We start from the raw sequence: 15,957 nt of genomic DNA, 5'->3' as shown, positions 1-15,957 counted from the left end.
GCCGGACAGAACGACCGGCGCAGCGACCGCGAGCGCAGCGTAACCGGTGCAGTTAGAGCTCTACCCCGCTCGGAATCACGCTCTTCGAGCGGAGGAGGTCGCCTTCCTCGTTGTAGACGAGGAAGGTGTCTTTCTCGTAGGTGAGGAGTTCCTCGCCGTCCTCGCGGATGACGACCCGATAGTGTGTGTCGCCGGTGCGCTTGCCGTACTCGCGGGCCGCCTCGACGAAGCGGAACACGTCGTCGGCGTCCACGTTGAGTTCGAAGACGAAGTCCCCGGTGAGGCGGTCTGTCACCGCGACGACGCCGCTGGGTGGTTCCTCGTCCGACTCCCGGAGGCGGAACGCGACGTCCGTCTCGTCGGCGTCGAGGAACCCGCCCGCGCCGTCCGAGAGTCGCTCCCGGAGCTGGGTCGCCTCGCCGTGGAAGTCGATCGTGACCGTCGGCTGGGCCGGGTCGGCGCCGCTGTCGACCCACCCGATCTGGCTCGCGTCGAGTTCGAAATCCTCACGCCTCATTCCGTGATCTGTGCTACGCCCTCACAACCTATGAACGTAACGCCGACGGCGACGGTCGGAACGGAGGCACAGCGGTGGGTTTTAAGCAAGGTGCCGTCGAACCCAACAGCAACCGACTCAGATGTCAAGCGATTTTCTCGACTCGCTGGGCGACGACCACGGACTCCGCTGGAAGCTAGAACGCCTCTACGAGGTGCTCCGTGGGGCGGAGCTCGACGTCGAGAACTACCGCCCGGCCGAGCACGGTCCGCTCGTCGACTTCGACGGGATCGACCGACTCGAAGAGGTCGAGCGGTACTGGCTGAACGCGCCCTTCTCCTTCGCCTCCATCAACTACGACCCCGCCGAGAACGAACACCGCTACTTCGTCGTCGAACCAGAACTCGACGACTTCGAGTCCGAACTCCTCGACGAACTGTACGAGGACGTCCGGGAGACGCTCATCTTCCGCGCCGAGTACGACCCCGACAACCCCGAACACCTCCTCGCCGAGCGGATGGAGGAACTGTTGGAGGAGTACGGCGTCGTCGTCGAGACGAACACCTTCTACCGGCTGTTCTACTACCTCTACCGCTCGTTCGAGGGGTTCGGGAAGATCGACCCGCTGATGCACGACAGCCACGTCGAGGACATCTCCTGTGACGGCTACGACCTCCCGCTGTTCGTCTACCACGACGGCTACGCCGACCTCGAGACGAACGTCGCGTTCGACGAGGAGAGTCTCGACAGTTTCGTCGTCCGCCTCGCCCAGCAGTCGGGTCGACACATCTCCATCGGCGACCCGGTCACCGAGACGACGCTCCCCGACGGGTCGCGTGCGGAACTCGCACTCGGTCGCGAGGTGACACCGCGCGGGTCGGCGTTCACTATCCGTCAGTACTCCGAGGAGCCATTCACTCCGGCGACGCTCGTCGACTACGGCACGTTCGACCTCGACCAGATGGCGTACCTCTGGTTGGCCATCGAGTCGAACAAGTCGTTGCTGTTCGCGGGCGGGACCGCCTCCGGGAAGACCACCTCGATGAACGCGGTGTCGATGTTCATCCCGCCGCGCTCGAAGGTGCTCTCCATTGAGGACACCCGCGAGTTGACGCTCAACCACGACAACTGGCTCTCCTCGGTCACCCGCGAGAGCATCGGCGAGAGCGAGGACATCACGATGTACGACCTCCTGCGCTCGGCGCTCCGTCACCGCCCCGAGTACATCCTCGTCGGGGAGGTCCGTGGCCGGGAGGCCATGACGCTGTTCCAGGCGATGAACACGGGTCACACCACCTACTCGACGATGCACGCCGACAGCGTCCAGACCGCGATCAACCGCCTGGAGAACGAACCAATCAACGTCCCGCGGGCGATGATCCAGAGTCTGGACATCCTCTGTGTCCAGACGCTCACCTACGTCGACGAGAACCGGGTTCGCCGGAACCGCATCGTCGCCGAGATCGAGGGCATCGACCAGCGGACCGGCGACCTCGACTACTCGACGGCCTTCGAGTGGCACGCGACCGACGACGAGTTCGTCTCCTACGACAGCGTCATCCTCGACGAGATCCGCGACGAGCGGGGGTGGAGTCGCTCGCAACTGCTGCGCGAACTCCGCCAGCGCAAGCGTGTCCTCAAGTACCTCGTCGAACGGCACGTCGACGACTACCGTCAGTTCACCGCGCTCGTCAACGAGTACTACTCGAACCCCGAGCAGGTCGTCGAGCGCGTCGACGAAGCGCTCGATACCGACGTCGGCGCTCCCGACGTCGCACGAGAACGCTGACCGATGAACGGGCTACTCTTCCTCCCGCTCGTCGGCGTCTTCTTCCTCCTGGGAGTCGTCGCGCTGGTCCCGTTGAGCCGCCGCGTCGACCGGTTGCTCACTCGACTCGCGATTGCCGTCTTCGGAGCCTACGTCCGTGAGCGAGAGTCGGTCAACTCCCGGCAGGCGAACCTGCTCCGCTCGATACACCACGGGACGACGTACCGGGTGTACGCCTCGAAGACGTTCCTCTACGCGACGGTCGCGGCGTTCTCCGGGAGTGTCCTCGGCGTCTACCTCGTCGTCGCGTTCATCGTCTGGATGCGGACGGGCCAGCAAGCGCTCCAGACCACACTCCCGACGGAGGTCGCGGTCTTCCTCGACGCGACTGGGCCGCTGCTCACGCCGACCGAGGTGTTCCTCTTCTTCCTCGCGAGCGGGGCGACGGTCGGCGTGACGGCCGCGTTCGCCGCGTACCACGTTCGCTGGTCGCTCCCGAAACACCGGGCCAACGAGCGGGAACGGCAGATCGACAGGACCATCGAGCGCAACGTCGCGTTCATGTACGCGCTCTCGCGCAGCGGGATGGCGTTCCCGGAGATTCTGCGCATCCTCGCGCGCAACCGCGAGGTGTACGGCGAGACGGCCACCGAGTTCCAGGTGGCCATCAAGGACGTCGACCTCTTCGGTGCGGACATCCTCGAAGCGACGCGACGACTCGCCCGTCGGACGCCCAGCGAGGAACTGAAGGAATTCGCCGAGAACCTCGTCAGCGTCCTCCAGAGCGGACAGGACCTCCCGAGCTTCCTCCGCCAGGAGTACGAGTACTACAAGGAGGAGGCAGAGTCGAAACAGGCGCAGTACCTCGAACTGCTGGCCACGCTCGCGGAGGCGTACGTCACCGTCTTCGTCGCCGGGCCGCTGTTCTTCATCACCATCCTCGTCGTCATCGGCCTCGTCATGGGCGGGACGCTCGACTTCCTCCGTGCGTTTGTCTACCTCTTGCTCCCGCTGGCGACGGTCGCGTTCGTCGTCTACCTCGACAGCCTGGTGGAGTCCGGCCGCCTCTCGGGACAGGCCCCCGAGCGCGGCGAGGTCGGCGAACGGTCCCCCGGCCGGCCGGCGTCCCTCTCCCCCGCGACGACCGACGGAGGGGTTCCGAACACGGCGGCCGAGGAGGCTGACGATCGGCGCGTCGAGAACCGCGCCCGCCTCGACCTCTACCGGCGTATCAGACCGTACCGGCGGCTCGTCCTCGACCCACTCGAGGTCGTCCAGCAGAAGCCGCGACGACTCCTGTACGTGACGATCCCGCTGGCGTTCGTGTACGTCGCGTTCACGGTCTGGTCGACCGCTCAGACCGGGACACTGGGTGTCCGCGACGTCGACGGACCCCTCGTCTACGCGGCGCTGTTCGTCGTCGGGATGTTCAGCGTGGCGTACGAACTCCGGAACCAGCGGATCAAGTCCATCGAGGCCGTCGTCCCGGACTTCCTCGACCGCCTCGCGAGCACCAACGAAGCGGGGATGCCGATCGTCGGGAGTCTCCGGCGCGTCGTCCGCTCCGAACTCGGCGAACTGACCCCCGAACTGCAACGGACGTGGGCGGACATCTCGTGGGGAGCGAAAGTCTCGACCGCGCTCCACCGCCTCGACCGACGCGTCGGCACTCCGACGGTCACCCGGGCGGTCGCCCTCATCACGAACGCCATCTCGGCGAGCGGGGACCTCGGGCCGGTGCTCCGAATCGCCGCCGACGAGGCGAAGGCCAGCCGCCGACTCGAACGCGAGCGCCGCAGCGAACTGTTCACCTACCTCGTCGTCATCTACCTCTCCTTCTTCGTCTTCCTCACGATCATCGGCGCGCTCGTCCTGGTGTTCGTGCCGAGCATCCCGACGATGCCCTCGGTCGGGACGGAGACCCTCCCCGTGACCCCCGAACTCGGATTCGGTGGCGCGGGTGCGGCCAAGAAAGACGCCTACACTCTCCTGTTGTTCCACGCCGCGCTCATCCAGGCGGTTTGCTCGGGGTTCGTCGCGGGACAGATGGAGCAAAACGACGTCCGGGCGGGTGCGAAACACGTCGTCGTGATGCTCCTGCTCGGATACGTAACCTTCCTGATACTCGGACCATGACTGACGACGACCGACCACGGACCGACTCGGTGCGACAGACCTACGACTACATCGCCGGCCACTTCTCGAAGACCCGCGAGTACGCGTGGCCCGAAGTCGAGACGTTCCTCGACGGCCGCGAGGCCCGCCGCGCGCTCGACCTCGGCTGTGGGAACGGCCGCCACTCCGAGTTGCTGGCTGAGCGGGCCGAGCGCGTCGTCGGCGTCGACCTGAGCCGCGGGCTTCTGGCGGAGGCACGCGAGCGCGCTACCGAGCGGTCGTTCGCGGTCGACCTCGTGCAGGTCGACGCCGCGACGCTCCCGCTGGTGGACGACGTGTTCGACCTCGCGGTGTACGTCGCGACGCTCCACCACCTCCCGACGCGGGAGACACGCCGGGCGACCCTCGACGAACTCGCACGCGTCCTCGACGCCGACGGCGAGGCGCTCGTGAGCGTCTGGAGCACCGCTCACCAGAAGTTCGACCGCGAGGAGGGCTTCGACACAACGGTCGAGTGGACGCTCCCCGGCGGCGAGACGGTCCCCCGCTTCTACCACATCTACAGCCCCGAGGAGTTCCGCGAGGACGTCGCCGCGAGCGACCTCGAACTCGTCGACTTCGAGGTGTCGAGCGGGAACTGCTACGCGGTCGTCACTCCGGAATAGCGAACGGGCAGCGCACTCCTTCCGCGGAACGTCGCGCTGCACTGGCGAATCCCCGTCCCGCGGCGACGGCTACGTCACGCGAGGGAGTGGTGCCGTCATCGTACTTAGGGATAGAGCGAATGGAAACGCCCATTAACGACCGGCGGATATGACCGAGTGCAACGCAGTGCACCGATGTTGAGGCGAACGCCGTTCGCCGATGCGCGGTGCGAACGTAGTGAGCACCGATGGTCTAGTGGCAGGACCTGAGCCTTCCAAGCTCATGGCCCGGGTTCAAATCCCGGTCGGTGCATCATTTTCCGACACTCCGAGTGACAGTAGACGCCGGCACTGAACTCCGCCACGACGAGGTCTCACTGTGCGTTCCGCGTACTACTTGGTGCTCGTCGACCTGTCAGTCCACGGGCTTATACGGCCGGTGCCACATCGTCCCGTATGACTGTCATCGCCGAGTACACGGTATCGGCCGACGACTTCGCGCTGGCCGAGACGCTGGAAGCGGTACCGGAGGTGGTCGTTGAGATCGAGCGCGTCGTCGCGCACGACGTGGGACAAGTGACGCCGTACTTCTGGATACGGGGTGACGACGACGACGCGTTCGCCGACGCAATCGAGCGAGACCCGACGACGCAGAGCGTCACCAGACTCGACGAGTACGAAGACACGACGCTCTATCGGGCCGAGTGGACCCAAAACATCGAGAGCATCGTCTACGCCTACGTCGACATCGGCGCGACGATTTTGGACGCAGTAGGACGCGCGGACAACTGGGAACTCCGGATGCGCTTCGACGACGAACAACACGTTCGCGATTTTGGAGACTACTGCGACCGCAACGACGCTCCGTTCACTCTCCACCGACTCTACCATCCCTCGGAACCGAGGACGAGCGGTCAGTACGGTCTCTCGACGAAGCAACGGGAAGCACTGACGATAGCACTGGAGCGGGGGTACTTCGACGTCCCGCGCAGCGTCTCGATGGAGGTGCTGGCGGACGACGTCGACATCTCCCAGCAGTCGTTCTCGAAGCGACTCCGTCGCGCCCACCGGAACCTCATCGCGAACGCACTACCGGTAGACTTCGCAGAAGACGACACGAGACTGTAGCGCCGTCCGTCCGGGAGAATCGGTCGTGGGGTGTTGACTTAAAGGAGCGTATATACGCCCCACAGTTCTTCGCCGCTGCTGGCCCGAGATACGGACACCCCAGGAGGTCCGGCGATTCCTCCCCCGTCGACTCGGGCCATCTGGGACGACTCCCCCACCCCCCACCTGCTGTCCGACTCGCCTCACACCCGCTCCTCGACCTCGGGCAGTACTTCGGTCACGTCGCCTCGCACGACTACGTCTGCGTAGCGGTCGCTCTCCGTCTCGTCGAAGTTGACGATGGAGAGGTGGCCGTCGCGTGCGGCCCGTCGGGGGAGCGACGCCGCGGGTTCGACGGTCAGCGACGACCCCGCGACGAGGAAGGCGTCGGCGTCGTCGGCGAGTTCGCGGGCGCGGTGCATCGCCATCGTCGGGAGTTGCTCGCCGAAGAGGACCACGTCCGGCTTCAGCGGGCCGCCACACGCCCGACAGGTCGGCGGGAGTTCGCCGTCACGGGCGCGCTCCCGGGCGGGTTCGGCGTCCTCCTTTTGCTTGCACTCCTGGCACTCGACGCGGTGGTTCGCACCGTGGAGTTCGACGACGTCTTCGCTGCCGGCGCGCTGGTGGAGACCGTCGGTGTTCTGCGTGATCACGGCGTCAAGGTGGCCCTCGGCTTCGAGCGACGCCAGGGCGTCGTGGGCCGCGTTCGGTGCCACGTCGTCGGGGAACATCCGCTCGTGGAGTTCGAGGCGGTCGGCCCAGAAGCCCGCCGGGTCCGAGCGGAACCGCGAAACGTGGAAGGACTGCGGGTCGAACTCCGTCTCCCACACGCCGTCGTCGCCGCGGAAACTCGGGATGCCCGACGCCGTGCTGACGCCCGCGCCGGTGAACGCGACGGCGGTGTCGGCGTCCCGGAGTGCGTCGGCGATGGCTGCCACGTCGGTCTCGGCTTCGTCTTCGTCCATACGTGCGCCTAACGGGGAGTCGAAGATAAGTCCTCGTCGCTGGCCGGAGCGGTGGCTCCGAGGGGTGAACACCGAAAGAACATCCGGGCCGCAGGCAGGGTACCCCTACCCGGAAGCGCCTACGACCTCGTTCCGTACACGATACTGGGGCAAGGGAGGATATATGCCTTGTGCTGTCTTCGAGTCGTTAGTCGTCGCCGCCGGCCTCCTCGACGCCAGGGGCGGTCGGGTCGCGGTGTCTGGAGTAGGTGAAGACGAACACGCCCGAGGCGAAGACGATGAACCCCGCCGCGACGAGGAACGCCCGACCCATGCCGAACAGGTCGGTGACGACGCCGACGAGGAGCGGTCCGAGGACCTGCCCGATCTTCCACGAGATCGAACGCAGCGACATCGAACTCGCCACGGAGTCGAAGCGTTCGCCCTCCTCGACGAACATCGACATGCTCGCCGGGAGTCGGATACTGTCCGCGACCCCGATGACGGCGTAAGCGGCGAACATCGCGACGATGGCCCCCGATGCGGAGAGAGTCTGTCCGAACCCGGTGAGGGTGAGCATCGGGAGGAGACGTTCGGCGGGGGCGGCGAGCGGAATCATCGCCGTCCCGACGGCGTACAGGAGTGCGCCGACCAGGACGAAGCGGTGTTCGTTGCCGAGTCTGTCGGTGAGGTCGCCCATGTACGCCTGGAGTCCGGCCTTCACGAGTTTCCCGCCGGCGAGGATGCCGCCGATTGCGAGCGCGGAGACGCCGAATTCGGTGCGAGCGTAGATGGGGAGGAAGATGATGACCGCCATCTTCCCGACGGAGAATGCGAGGCGGAAGGAGACGAGTGCACGGACCATCGGCCGACGGAGCAGTCCCTTGAACGTCTCCACGCTCGTCTGCTCTTCGGGGTCCATCTTTCCGCCGGGGTTGTCCCGGAGGAAGAAGTAGACGAGGACGGTCACGACGAGCGTGATGCCCGTCAGGACGAGGTAGGTCCACTTGAACGAGTAGGTGTAGAGGAGGTAGCCACCGACGAGGTCGCCGGCGAAACTGGAGAACGCCCCGACCTGGTTGTACGTGCCGAGCCACCGCCCGCGTTCGCCCTCGTCGCTGATCTCGCCGACGACGGTCGACCCAGTTATCCAGAGGACGCTCGCACCGAGGCCCTGGACGAGGCGGACGAGGATGACGTGTGCCGGCGACTGGACGAAGATGAAGCCGACGAAGACGACGACGTTGACGAGCAGGCCGACGAGGAGGAACTTCTTCGCGTCGTGGGTGTCGACGGCGCGTCCGAGTGGGAGGACGATGAGGAGTTGGACGAGGGCGAAGGACGTCCCGAACAGTCCCTCGACCAACCCGCTCGTGTGGAAGAGGTCGGCGTACAGCGCCAGCGCGATGAGGATGGTCGAGTACGCCTGACTCCGGGCGAACGCGGTGCCCGCGAGCGCGACGAACTCCCGATCACGGAAGAGAGACAGCGGACTGTCTGTCGTCGACACTGGTACGTGTGGGGGTAGGAGTATCGGTGTGTTAAAAGACGCGACACCGGCGTCGCGTTCGGAGAACCGACCGGGCTACAGTTCGATTCGCTCGACGAGTCGTTCTTCGGCCTCGCCGCTGACGTTCAGCGCCACGATACGGATCTCGTCTTCGATCATCGAGTCCTGGAGTTTCTTCTTCAGGAGGTTGTCGACCTGGTAGACGCCGGCGGCGTTGCGCATCTTGATCTCGACGAGGACCGGGACGTCGTCGCCGGACTGGAGGGTGACGTTCTCGATGGCCTGACTGGAGACGGTGTTGATGCCGCGCCCGCCGCGCTCGTAGGGGAGTCGCGAGCGACCGCGCTCCATGTCGAGTCCGTCGGCGACGCGGATGACGCCCGCCTCGGTCGTGAGCGGCGTCTCCTCGGTGTGGTGACAGAGGATAGCGTGGAGGACTTCGCCCTTCACGCGGACGGCGTCGGTCCGGTCGTAGAACTCGGTGAGGAAGTCGTCCATGAGGTCGGCAGCGAGCGGGATGGAGTAGTAGGGGTGGTCGTCGCGGTGGACGACGTGGCCGATGTCGTGGAGGGTCGCCGCGAGCGCGATGATGACCGCCTCGTCCGCCTCGTCGAGTCCCTGGTCGGTCGCGCCGTTGAAGTCGACGCCGCCCTGTTTCAGGAGGTCGTAGAGGTGGAGCGCGCGGTTCCGGACGATCTCGATGTGCTTCGCGCCGTGGTCGTTGTACCCCTTCCGCTCGACGGGGTTGACGTTCTGTGCGTCGAGGTAGGTGTTGACGACGGGGTCGTTCTGGAGGAACGAGAGCACCTCGTTGAGTTTCTCGTCCGGGAAGGCGTGCTCCTCGTCGGGATCGTACGCGTGGGGACCCCGGTCCGGATCGTCGTTGGCGTCGGCGTCAGCGTCGGCCTGGGCGTCGCTCATACCTGTTACTCCACGCCCCAGGTCGAAAAAAGCGGGGGCCTTCGGTTACTCCGCGTCGGCCGCGGCGTCGCGCACCGCCTCGTAGGGCGGTTCGACGCCGAGGTTCTCGCCGACCCAGTCGTAGGTAATCTCGCCCTCGGAGTTCACGACGAAGACCGCGCGCTCGGCGACGCCCTCGACGCCGAGGTCCGGCATCGACGTCCAGACGTCGTAGGCCTCGATGAGTTCTTTCTCGTGGTCGCTGACGAGACCGAAGGTGAGGTCCTCCTGGTCGCGGAACTCGTTGAGCGCGAACGGGAGGTCGACGCTGACCCCGACGACAGTCGCGCCGACGTCCTCGAAGCCCCCGAGTTGGTCCTGGAACGTGCACATCTCGGTCGTGCAGGTGCCCGTGAAGGCCGCCGGGAAGAACGCGAGGACCACGGGGCCGTCGTCGAGGTGTTCGGAGAGAGTGAACTCCGCGACGTCGCCGTTCGCGAGCGGTGCGGTGAAGTCCGGTGCGTCGTCGCCAGTCGAAACCATGTGTGAACCCACGGAACCCTCAGATTTGACGCTTCGGGAAGGGGCGAACGAGCAAAAGGCCTATAATCCGTAATAGGCTACAGGAGAGTAGAGATGTTCACCAGTACCCCACTGTTCGCCGGGCTCCCGGGCGGGATGGAACTCGCCGTCATCCTGCTCATCGCCGTGCTCCTGTTCGGTGCGAACAAGATTCCCAAGCTCGCCCGCTCGACGGGTCAAGCGATGGGGGAGTTCAAGAAGGGCCGCGAGGAGATCGAACAGGACCTGCAGGAGATGCGCGAGGGCGAGGGCGAGGGCCCCGAGTCCGAAGCGGAGCCGGCCACCGAGGTCGAATCCGAGACGGAGACCGAATCGGCGTCCGAGTCGACGCAGAAGTAACGGTTTTTTCTCGACGGCGATCTACTCAATTTCGAGGGCGTGTGGCCAAGCGGATACGGCGAGAGGTTCCTAACCTCTAGATCGCGGGTTCGAACCCCGCCGCGCCCGCTCACTCACTTCGTTCGTTCTCTGCGCGGCGTACCTCGCGAACGCTCCGCGTTCGCTCAGTCCCGTCACGCCCGTTTTTCTCGTCGAGTCCCCACGACCAGTCGCTGGCCGAGAGGTCTTTCCCCGTGGCAGCGGTGGGTTCCGACGTGTTCGGTTCGTCGGTCTGGTCTGTCTACGCACTGGTCCTCCTCGCAGCAGTCCTCTGGGGAGCGGCACCCGTCCTCACCAAACTCGGCCTGAACCGCGGCGCGGGACCACGCCAGGCGGTGTTGACCGTCCTCGCGGCCGACACGGTCGCGGTGTGGGTCGCCCTCCTCGCCGTCTACGGGCCGTCCGCCGTCGACCAACTCGCGACCCTCGACGCCAGATTCCTCGCCCTGTTCGCCGTCACCGGGGCGCTCGGGACTGGTCTCGGCCGCCTCGTCGGACTAGTGGGTATCGACCGCCTCGGCGCGAGCATCTACGCCGCCGCGCTCAGCGTCCGGCCGCTGTTCGCCACCGTGCTCGGCGTGGCACTACTCGGTGAAGCCATCGAGGCGCTGACGGTCGGTGGCGTCGTCGTCCTCGTCGTCGGTCTCGTCGTCCTCGAACGCTCCCGCGAGCACGGCGGCGGCGAGACTGGTGGGTGGAACACCCGGGACCTCGCGTTCCCTCTGCTGGCGGCGGCCGCCTACGCCGTGAGCCGTGTCCTCCGGCGCGTCGGCATGCAGGCCGAAGAGGTCGCGGCGCTCGAAGCCGTCGCCACGAACGAGTTGGCCGGCCTCCTCGTCCTGGGCACACTCCTCGTCGGGTGGTACGGCCGGGACGTCCTCGACGTCCCGCGAGCGAGCGTCCCCTACTTCGTCGCGAACGGCGTCTGTATCGCCGCGGGGATGGTGGCGGTCTTCACCGCGCTCGCGGCACCCGGCGGCCGAGTCGTCGTCGTCGACCCGCTCGTCGCGACGGTCCCACTGTTCACCGCCGGTTTCGCCGCTGTCTCCCTCGACACGGAGCGGGTGACGGCCCGCGTCGTCGTCGGTGCAGTCCTCGTCGTGGTCGGCGCCGTGCTCGTCGTCTGGTGAGTCACGTCAAGATACGGCCACTAGGCACTTACTGGTCGGCTCGGACGTTTTACCCATGCGCCGCCGAACGTTCCTCGCCGGCACGGCCACGACTGCTGCGACCGCCCTCGCCGGCTGTATGGGTGGGGGTTCGACTGGGACGCTCGCGACGAAAGTGAGCGACCAGCCAGGTGACATCGGGGACTTCGAGACGCTCATAATCCACGTCACGACGGTGTACGTGAAGCCGACGGACGGCGAGCGGAAGTCCTTCGACGTCGACCAGACCGTCGACCTGACGAAGCTCACCGGCGAGAACACGGCCCTCGTCGGCGAGCAGGAACTCGCGACAGGCGAGTACGAGTTCCTCCAACTCCAGGCCGAGGCGACCGAGGCCAAACTGAAGAGCGGCGGGTCGGCCGACGTCAGCACGCCCGGCGAAGCCCCGTTGAAGTTCAACAAGAACTTCGAGATTCGGGCGAACCAGACGACGACGTTCGTCGCCGACTTCACGCCGGTCCAGCAGGGACAGACGAACCGCTACGTCCTCCAACCCGTCGCCGACGAGGTGAAGGTCATCTACGAGGGCGAGGGCGGGTCGGGTAACCAGACGAACAGTTCTTGATCGTACGCCGGTACCTTCTTTTCTGTCGGACGCGCACGTTCGTACCGTATGCGTGGCCCCGGCACTCCGAGCGACGACGCCCCCGACCGCGGCCAGTCCGAAGTCATCGGGACGATTCTCCTGCTCAGCATCACGATCCTCGTCGTCGGGGTGGTCGTCGGCGTCGCCGGGTCGGCACTCGACCAGACGCGCTCGACGACCGAGGTACAGGGCGTCGAGCAGTCGCTGACGCTCCTCGACTCGCGGGCCGCCCTCGTCGCACTCGGTAAGTCCTCGTCCCAGCACGTCGCACTCGGCCGGGTCACGAACGGCCACTACACCGTCAACGAGAGTGCGGGCTGGATCGAGATCCGCCACCTCAACTACACAGGCGACGAAAGTTCCGAGTCGGAGCGGATTCTGCGGTCGAACCTCGGCGTCGTCCGCTACGAGGCCGAAGGCTCGGACGTCTCCCTCGCGTACCAGGGCGGGGGTGTGTGGCGCGGGGCGGGCGAGGGGTCGGTGATGCTCTCGCCACCGGAGTTCCACTACCGCGGTGAGACGCTCACCTTCCCACTCATCCAGGTCGTCGGACGGGACAGTGCGAGCGGTCCCGTCGAGGCCCTCGTGACCGAGCGCACCGTCGGGCAGCCAGTCTACCCGAGTGCCGAGACCTACAACAACACGAGTCGGACGTACCGGAACCCGATTCAGAACGGGACCCTCCAGATCACCGTCCACAGCAAGTTCTGTGGGGGGTGGCGGAGCTACTTCCAGCAGCGAACCAGTGCGAACGTCTCGACGTGTACCAACCAGACAGTCACCGCCAACCTGACGACTGTCGGGACCCGGGGACCGTTCTCGATGCCGCTCCAGGGGAACGCCATCGACGTCCGCGGGATGGAACCGCACACGATGCGTGACTTCAACGTCACCATCTACCCGGACGAAGACAGCGCGGACTTCGCGAACCTCCAGTGGTCGCTGTTCGCCCAGCAGGGGAGCGGTGAGACACTGGAGTACAGTATGTACACCGACGGCGGGAAACTCTGTAAGGACGGGAACAGGACGTCGTCGAACCTCGTCACACACGTCTACTACTCGAACGGGGGCGGGACCTACGAGGGGTGGACGAGCACCGTGAACGACACCGGGGTGTCAGGCGGTATCGAGGTCCGCTGCCCCGGCGGCACCGCCACCCCGTACATCGTCGCCAACTTCTCCGGACCCTCGACGTTCACCTACGGGACCGTCCCCGACCAGCACCTCTACGCGACAGTCAGCGGGTCGCTGCAGGAATCGACGAACTTCGAACACGACAACGTCGAGTGGGAGAACGACACGGCTACGGGCACGAAGAAGGCTTACTTCCTGCCGGGGAACACGACGAAGGGAGGCAACATCACCGAACACTACACCGCGAAACTGGCGCCGAACCTCGACCTCGTCGTCTACGACCGCGGGAAGGGTGGCGGCGGCGGTGGCGGCCACTCACAGTCCGGCGCGGTCAGCGAACGTGCGTCGTTCGGGACGATCGACTACGAGACTGGCGAACGGGTCATCACGTACATCCACATCACGAAGAACGAAGTCGAGGTCGACCTCAGATGAAGTGGACGTCGACTTCGACGACCTGGACGTAGACGCGTTTCGCGTCGAACGAACAGGAGACGGTCTCCGCGTCACCTGAAGCCGGCTCGACAGAGCAGTTCGTCCGCGGACTCTCACTCAGCGTCCCGTTCCACGCGCGCCACCGCTCGGTCGTGACGTTCAGCGTCGCGTTGTACGGTCCGTCGGTGTACGCCTCGACGTAGCGGTTGGCGAGGTCGGTCCGGACGAGGACGCGCGTCGATCCCCCGACGCTCTCGCGCCCCGTCGGACGTGTCACGATGTACGGGACGACGGTCCGCTCCCCGAAGACGAACCCGGGGTCTTTGAGTGCGACCGACCCACCCGGTTGTTGGCGGATGACGGCACCGGACGTGTAGACGATTCGGGTCCCAGTCCCGGTCTCGTAGACGATGGGCCGTAGTCTCGTCTGGTAGTACCCACCGTCGATGGAGAGGTTCATCGTCACGGTCTCGCCGTAGGTGAGGCGGGCGTCGGAAAGTTGCAGTTCCGTCCCCCTGCTGGGTGCTCCCCGTTCCACGAGGTCTTCGACGTTGTTCGCGAGCACCTCGAACGCCCGCTCCGCGTTCGCGGACTGCTCGGCCTGCCGGAGGTGGGTGAGTCCGTCGAAGCCGGCGGTGTAGACGGCCCCGACCGTGAGGATAATGAGCGAGAAGACGAGGACGAACCCGACGACGTCACTCACCCCACGGTCGTCGAAGACGTCACTCATCGGTCGCGAACACCTCCAGTCGGTTCGCGCCCGCGTCCAGTGCCACGACGACGCGCCCGCCCGAGACAGTCTTCGTCGCGACGTCGGCGTCCGTCTGGAACTCGACGACCACGCGGACGGCGGGATTCTCGGTCGTCAGGACGAGTGACCTCTCGCGTACCTGAATCCTGTAGTTGCGTCCGGCCACCGAGGGCGGGAGGGAGACGACGAGGCGGGCGTCGTCGCCGGTCGCCGCGAGTCGGTCGACGCTCTCCAGGGCGCCCGCGAGTTGGGTGCCGCTGACCTGGAGTCCGTCCGCGATTGCGCGTTCCCGTTGGTCGCCGACGAACGTCCCCGCGGCGGCGAGGAGACTCGTGACGAGGAGGAGCGCGACGGTGAGGTTGAGGATGTACCCGACCGTCGTCGAGACGCCACGACTCCGGCGGCGCCCGCTCACATCTGCCATACGACCACCTCCACCTCGACGACGTTGTAGAGGTGCCCGCCGGGATAGGCATCCGGTGCGAAGAAGGGCGCCTCGTCGAGCGTCCGCGGCGACTTCCCGCCCGACGCGTCCCGGAGGAAGTCCCCGTCGTAGAGGGTGACCTTCCGGGTAACGGCGACCGCGTCGTCCGAGGGGTTACCGCTGTAGACGAAGCGGCGGACCCGTCGCTCGCCCGACGGCAGGTGGTAGTAGAAGTTGACGTTGTACGCCACGCCCTCGAACGACTCGTTGAGTAACTCGCCGAATCGGGTTCCCGGCGGGTGCGTGTCGTAGTACCCGATGGTCCCGACGCCGTGGAAGCGCCGTTCGTCGGCGTTCCAGTAGAGGATCGACGGGCGAAGTGCGTGCTCTTGTGCGGCGACGGCGAGGAGGCCCGCGGCGGCCGCCCGCTCCTGGTTCTCGATGTGTTGGTTGGCGGTACTCGCGGTGAGCGGAGTCACTGTCGCCATCTGGAGCGCGAACACGACCGAGGAGACCACCAGCAGCGCGGCGATGACTCCTTCGAGTGTGTGGGCTTGGCCGCGCATGCTACCACACCCTCACTTGGAGGTCGGCGCGGTCGTCGGCGACCCACACGATTCGCCAGGCCGCGACGACGCTCTCGCCGTTCGGTGGGGCGGGACCGAGTCGACAGATCGACAGCGACCCGGGACAACCGCCGCCGTCGGTGGTGAGCGTGACGTTGATGCCGACCGACGAGTCGAGTCCGAGGCGCTCGCGGACGTAGGTCTGGTTACCCTGTGCCTCCGTGAAGAACGTCGAGACCGCCTCGTCCTCCAGCACGTAGGGCGTGTCCGCGTCGCCGAGTTCGTCGCTGACCAGTTGCGTCGCGGACCGGTCGGCCGTGAGCGCGAGTGCCCCGTCGTCGGCCGTGAACGGCGCGACGAGCGTCGGCGTGAACGAGAAGACGAACGCGACCGTCACCAAGAAGAGGCTCACGCCGACGGCGAAGTCCAGGGTGGTCTGTCCACGCAT

17 protein-coding genes and 2 tRNA genes are annotated in these 15,957 nt (G+C 66.2%); 10 read left to right on the top strand and 9 right to left on the bottom strand.

From position 1 onward, the window contains the following. Positions 1-52 precede the first annotated feature (52 nt). Entirely contained in the window at positions 53-517 is a 465-nt protein-coding gene (locus tag P0Y33_RS07235) for a DUF5793 family protein (RefSeq protein ID WP_279529866.1), read from the bottom strand. 121 nt (positions 518-638) lie between these two features. Between P0Y33_RS07235 and P0Y33_RS07230 the strand changes: the two genes are divergently transcribed. The 5 genes from P0Y33_RS07230 to P0Y33_RS07210 all read left to right on the top strand — a co-directional run bounded on the left by P0Y33_RS07230 (position 639) and on the right by P0Y33_RS07210 (position 6,151). After that, the gene (locus tag P0Y33_RS07230) at positions 639-2,285 is read left to right on the top strand and encodes a type II/IV secretion system ATPase subunit (protein ID WP_279529865.1); all 1,647 of its coding nucleotides are present in this window, start codon (positions 639-641) and stop codon (positions 2,283-2,285) included. Positions 2,286-2,288: 3 nt separating this feature from the next. After that, positions 2,289-4,400: a type II secretion system F family protein gene (locus P0Y33_RS07225; protein WP_279529864.1), complete on the top strand. Its 2,112-nt coding sequence runs from the start codon at positions 2,289-2,291 to the stop codon at positions 4,398-4,400. Further along, entirely contained in the window at positions 4,397-5,044 is a 648-nt protein-coding gene (locus P0Y33_RS07220) for a class I SAM-dependent methyltransferase (protein WP_279529863.1), read from the top strand. The genes P0Y33_RS07225 and P0Y33_RS07220 overlap by 4 nt, the downstream gene beginning before the upstream one ends. Before the next feature lie 221 nt (positions 5,045-5,265). Beyond that, positions 5,266-5,336: transfer RNA gene (locus P0Y33_RS07215), tRNA-Gly, on the top strand. A 143-nt stretch (positions 5,337-5,479) separates the two neighbouring features. Further along, positions 5,480-6,151 (top strand): helix-turn-helix domain-containing protein, encoded by a 672-nt coding sequence (locus P0Y33_RS07210; protein WP_279529862.1) that lies wholly within the window; start codon positions 5,480-5,482, stop codon positions 6,149-6,151. A 182-nt stretch (positions 6,152-6,333) separates the two neighbouring features. Here the strand turns inward: P0Y33_RS07210 and P0Y33_RS07205 are convergent, their stop codons facing one another. From P0Y33_RS07205 to P0Y33_RS07190, 4 genes are all read right to left on the bottom strand, one after another. After that, positions 6,334-7,095: an NAD-dependent deacylase gene (locus tag P0Y33_RS07205; RefSeq protein ID WP_279529861.1), complete on the bottom strand. Its 762-nt coding sequence runs from the start codon at positions 7,093-7,095 to the stop codon at positions 6,334-6,336. Positions 7,096-7,282: 187 nt separating this feature from the next. Further along, positions 7,283-8,584, bottom strand: coding sequence for an MFS transporter (locus P0Y33_RS07200; protein ID WP_279529860.1), 1,302 nt, complete (start codon positions 8,582-8,584; stop codon positions 7,283-7,285). Between the two features lie 75 nt (positions 8,585-8,659). Then, positions 8,660-9,505 carry an HD domain-containing protein gene (locus P0Y33_RS07195; protein ID WP_279529859.1) on the bottom strand — a complete coding sequence of 282 codons (846 nt, stop codon included), beginning with the start codon at positions 9,503-9,505 and terminating at the stop codon, positions 8,660-8,662. A 45-nt stretch (positions 9,506-9,550) separates the two neighbouring features. Beyond that, a complete protein-coding gene (locus P0Y33_RS07190) occupies positions 9,551-10,027 on the bottom strand; it encodes a redoxin domain-containing protein (protein ID WP_279529858.1) in 477 nt (158 codons plus the stop codon). Positions 10,028-10,120: 93 nt separating this feature from the next. Here P0Y33_RS07190 and P0Y33_RS07185 point away from each other — a divergent pair, with 93 nt between their 5' ends. The 5 genes from P0Y33_RS07185 (at position 10,121) to P0Y33_RS07165 (ending at position 13,768) form a co-directional block, all read left to right on the top strand. Further along, positions 10,121-10,405, top strand: a complete 285-nt coding sequence (locus P0Y33_RS07185) for a Sec-independent protein translocase subunit TatA/TatB (protein ID WP_279529857.1) — start codon at positions 10,121-10,123, stop codon at positions 10,403-10,405. Between the two features lie 35 nt (positions 10,406-10,440). Beyond that, positions 10,441-10,513 (top strand) — tRNA-Arg (locus tag P0Y33_RS07180). 146 nt (positions 10,514-10,659) lie between these two features. After that, positions 10,660-11,574: a DMT family transporter gene (locus P0Y33_RS07175; protein WP_279529856.1), complete on the top strand. Its 915-nt coding sequence runs from the start codon at positions 10,660-10,662 to the stop codon at positions 11,572-11,574. Between the two features lie 55 nt (positions 11,575-11,629). After that, the gene (locus P0Y33_RS07170) at positions 11,630-12,178 is read left to right on the top strand and encodes a DUF4382 domain-containing protein (RefSeq protein WP_279529855.1); all 549 of its coding nucleotides are present in this window, start codon (positions 11,630-11,632) and stop codon (positions 12,176-12,178) included. Positions 12,179-12,226: 48 nt separating this feature from the next. Then, on the top strand, positions 12,227-13,768 hold the full coding sequence (locus P0Y33_RS07165) for a DUF7289 family protein (protein ID WP_279529854.1): 1,542 nt from the start codon (positions 12,227-12,229) through the stop codon (positions 13,766-13,768). Here P0Y33_RS07165 and P0Y33_RS07160 read toward each other — a convergent pair. The 4 genes from P0Y33_RS07160 to P0Y33_RS07145 are packed head-to-tail and all read right to left on the bottom strand — an operon-like array spanning position 13,761 to position 15,957. Then, positions 13,761-14,498, bottom strand: a complete 738-nt coding sequence (locus P0Y33_RS07160; protein ID WP_279529853.1) for a DUF7289 family protein — start codon at positions 14,496-14,498, stop codon at positions 13,761-13,763. The two genes, P0Y33_RS07165 and P0Y33_RS07160, sit on opposite strands and share 8 nt — an antisense overlap. Beyond that, the gene (locus tag P0Y33_RS07155) at positions 14,491-14,943 is read right to left on the bottom strand and encodes a DUF7266 family protein (protein ID WP_279529852.1); all 453 of its coding nucleotides are present in this window, start codon (positions 14,941-14,943) and stop codon (positions 14,491-14,493) included. Before P0Y33_RS07155 ends, P0Y33_RS07160 begins: the two co-directional genes overlap by 8 nt. After that, positions 14,931-15,509 (bottom strand): DUF7288 family protein, encoded by a 579-nt coding sequence (locus P0Y33_RS07150; protein WP_279529851.1) that lies wholly within the window; start codon positions 15,507-15,509, stop codon positions 14,931-14,933. The genes P0Y33_RS07155 and P0Y33_RS07150 overlap by 13 nt, the downstream gene beginning before the upstream one ends. Position 15,510: 1 nt before the next feature. After that, positions 15,511-15,957 carry a DUF7287 family protein gene (locus P0Y33_RS07145; RefSeq protein WP_279529850.1) on the bottom strand — a complete coding sequence of 149 codons (447 nt, stop codon included), beginning with the start codon at positions 15,955-15,957 and terminating at the stop codon, positions 15,511-15,513.

Origin of the sequence: Halospeciosus flavus (assembly GCF_029814175.1) — an archaeon.
GTDB classification, from domain to species: domain Archaea; phylum Halobacteriota; class Halobacteria; order Halobacteriales; family Halobacteriaceae; genus Halospeciosus; species Halospeciosus flavus.
The sequence above is the reverse complement of the archived record's forward strand: the minus strand, read 5'-3'. Positions and strand labels throughout refer to the sequence as shown.

What these genes read in the sequence shown, in the direction of transcription:
- P0Y33_RS07235 (WP_279529866.1), bottom strand. Translation starts at nt 517, where the DNA reads ATGAGGCGTGAGGATTTCGAACTCGACGCGAGCCAGATCGGGTGGGTC.
- P0Y33_RS07230 (WP_279529865.1), top strand. Translation starts at nt 639, where the DNA reads ATGTCAAGCGATTTTCTCGACTCGCTGGGCGACGACCACGGACTCCGC.
- P0Y33_RS07225 (WP_279529864.1), top strand. Translation starts at nt 2,289, where the DNA reads ATGAACGGGCTACTCTTCCTCCCGCTCGTCGGCGTCTTCTTCCTCCTG.
- P0Y33_RS07220 (WP_279529863.1), top strand. Translation starts at nt 4,397, where the DNA reads ATGACTGACGACGACCGACCACGGACCGACTCGGTGCGACAGACCTAC.
- P0Y33_RS07210 (WP_279529862.1), top strand. Translation starts at nt 5,480, where the DNA reads ATGACTGTCATCGCCGAGTACACGGTATCGGCCGACGACTTCGCGCTG.
- P0Y33_RS07205 (WP_279529861.1), bottom strand. Translation starts at nt 7,095, where the DNA reads ATGGACGAAGACGAAGCCGAGACCGACGTGGCAGCCATCGCCGACGCA.
- P0Y33_RS07195 (WP_279529859.1), bottom strand. Translation starts at nt 9,505, where the DNA reads ATGAGCGACGCCCAGGCCGACGCTGACGCCGACGCCAACGACGATCCG.
- P0Y33_RS07190 (WP_279529858.1), bottom strand. Translation starts at nt 10,027, where the DNA reads ATGGTTTCGACTGGCGACGACGCACCGGACTTCACCGCACCGCTCGCG.
- P0Y33_RS07185 (WP_279529857.1), top strand. Translation starts at nt 10,121, where the DNA reads ATGTTCACCAGTACCCCACTGTTCGCCGGGCTCCCGGGCGGGATGGAA.
- P0Y33_RS07170 (WP_279529855.1), top strand. Translation starts at nt 11,630, where the DNA reads ATGCGCCGCCGAACGTTCCTCGCCGGCACGGCCACGACTGCTGCGACC.
- P0Y33_RS07165 (WP_279529854.1), top strand. Translation starts at nt 12,227, where the DNA reads ATGCGTGGCCCCGGCACTCCGAGCGACGACGCCCCCGACCGCGGCCAG.
- P0Y33_RS07160 (WP_279529853.1), bottom strand. Translation starts at nt 14,498, where the DNA reads ATGAGTGACGTCTTCGACGACCGTGGGGTGAGTGACGTCGTCGGGTTC.
- P0Y33_RS07155 (WP_279529852.1), bottom strand. Translation starts at nt 14,943, where the DNA reads ATGGCAGATGTGAGCGGGCGCCGCCGGAGTCGTGGCGTCTCGACGACG.
- P0Y33_RS07150 (WP_279529851.1), bottom strand. Translation starts at nt 15,509, where the DNA reads ATGCGCGGCCAAGCCCACACACTCGAAGGAGTCATCGCCGCGCTGCTG.
- P0Y33_RS07145 (WP_279529850.1), bottom strand. Translation starts at nt 15,957, where the DNA reads ATGCGTGGACAGACCACCCTGGACTTCGCCGTCGGCGTGAGCCTCTTC.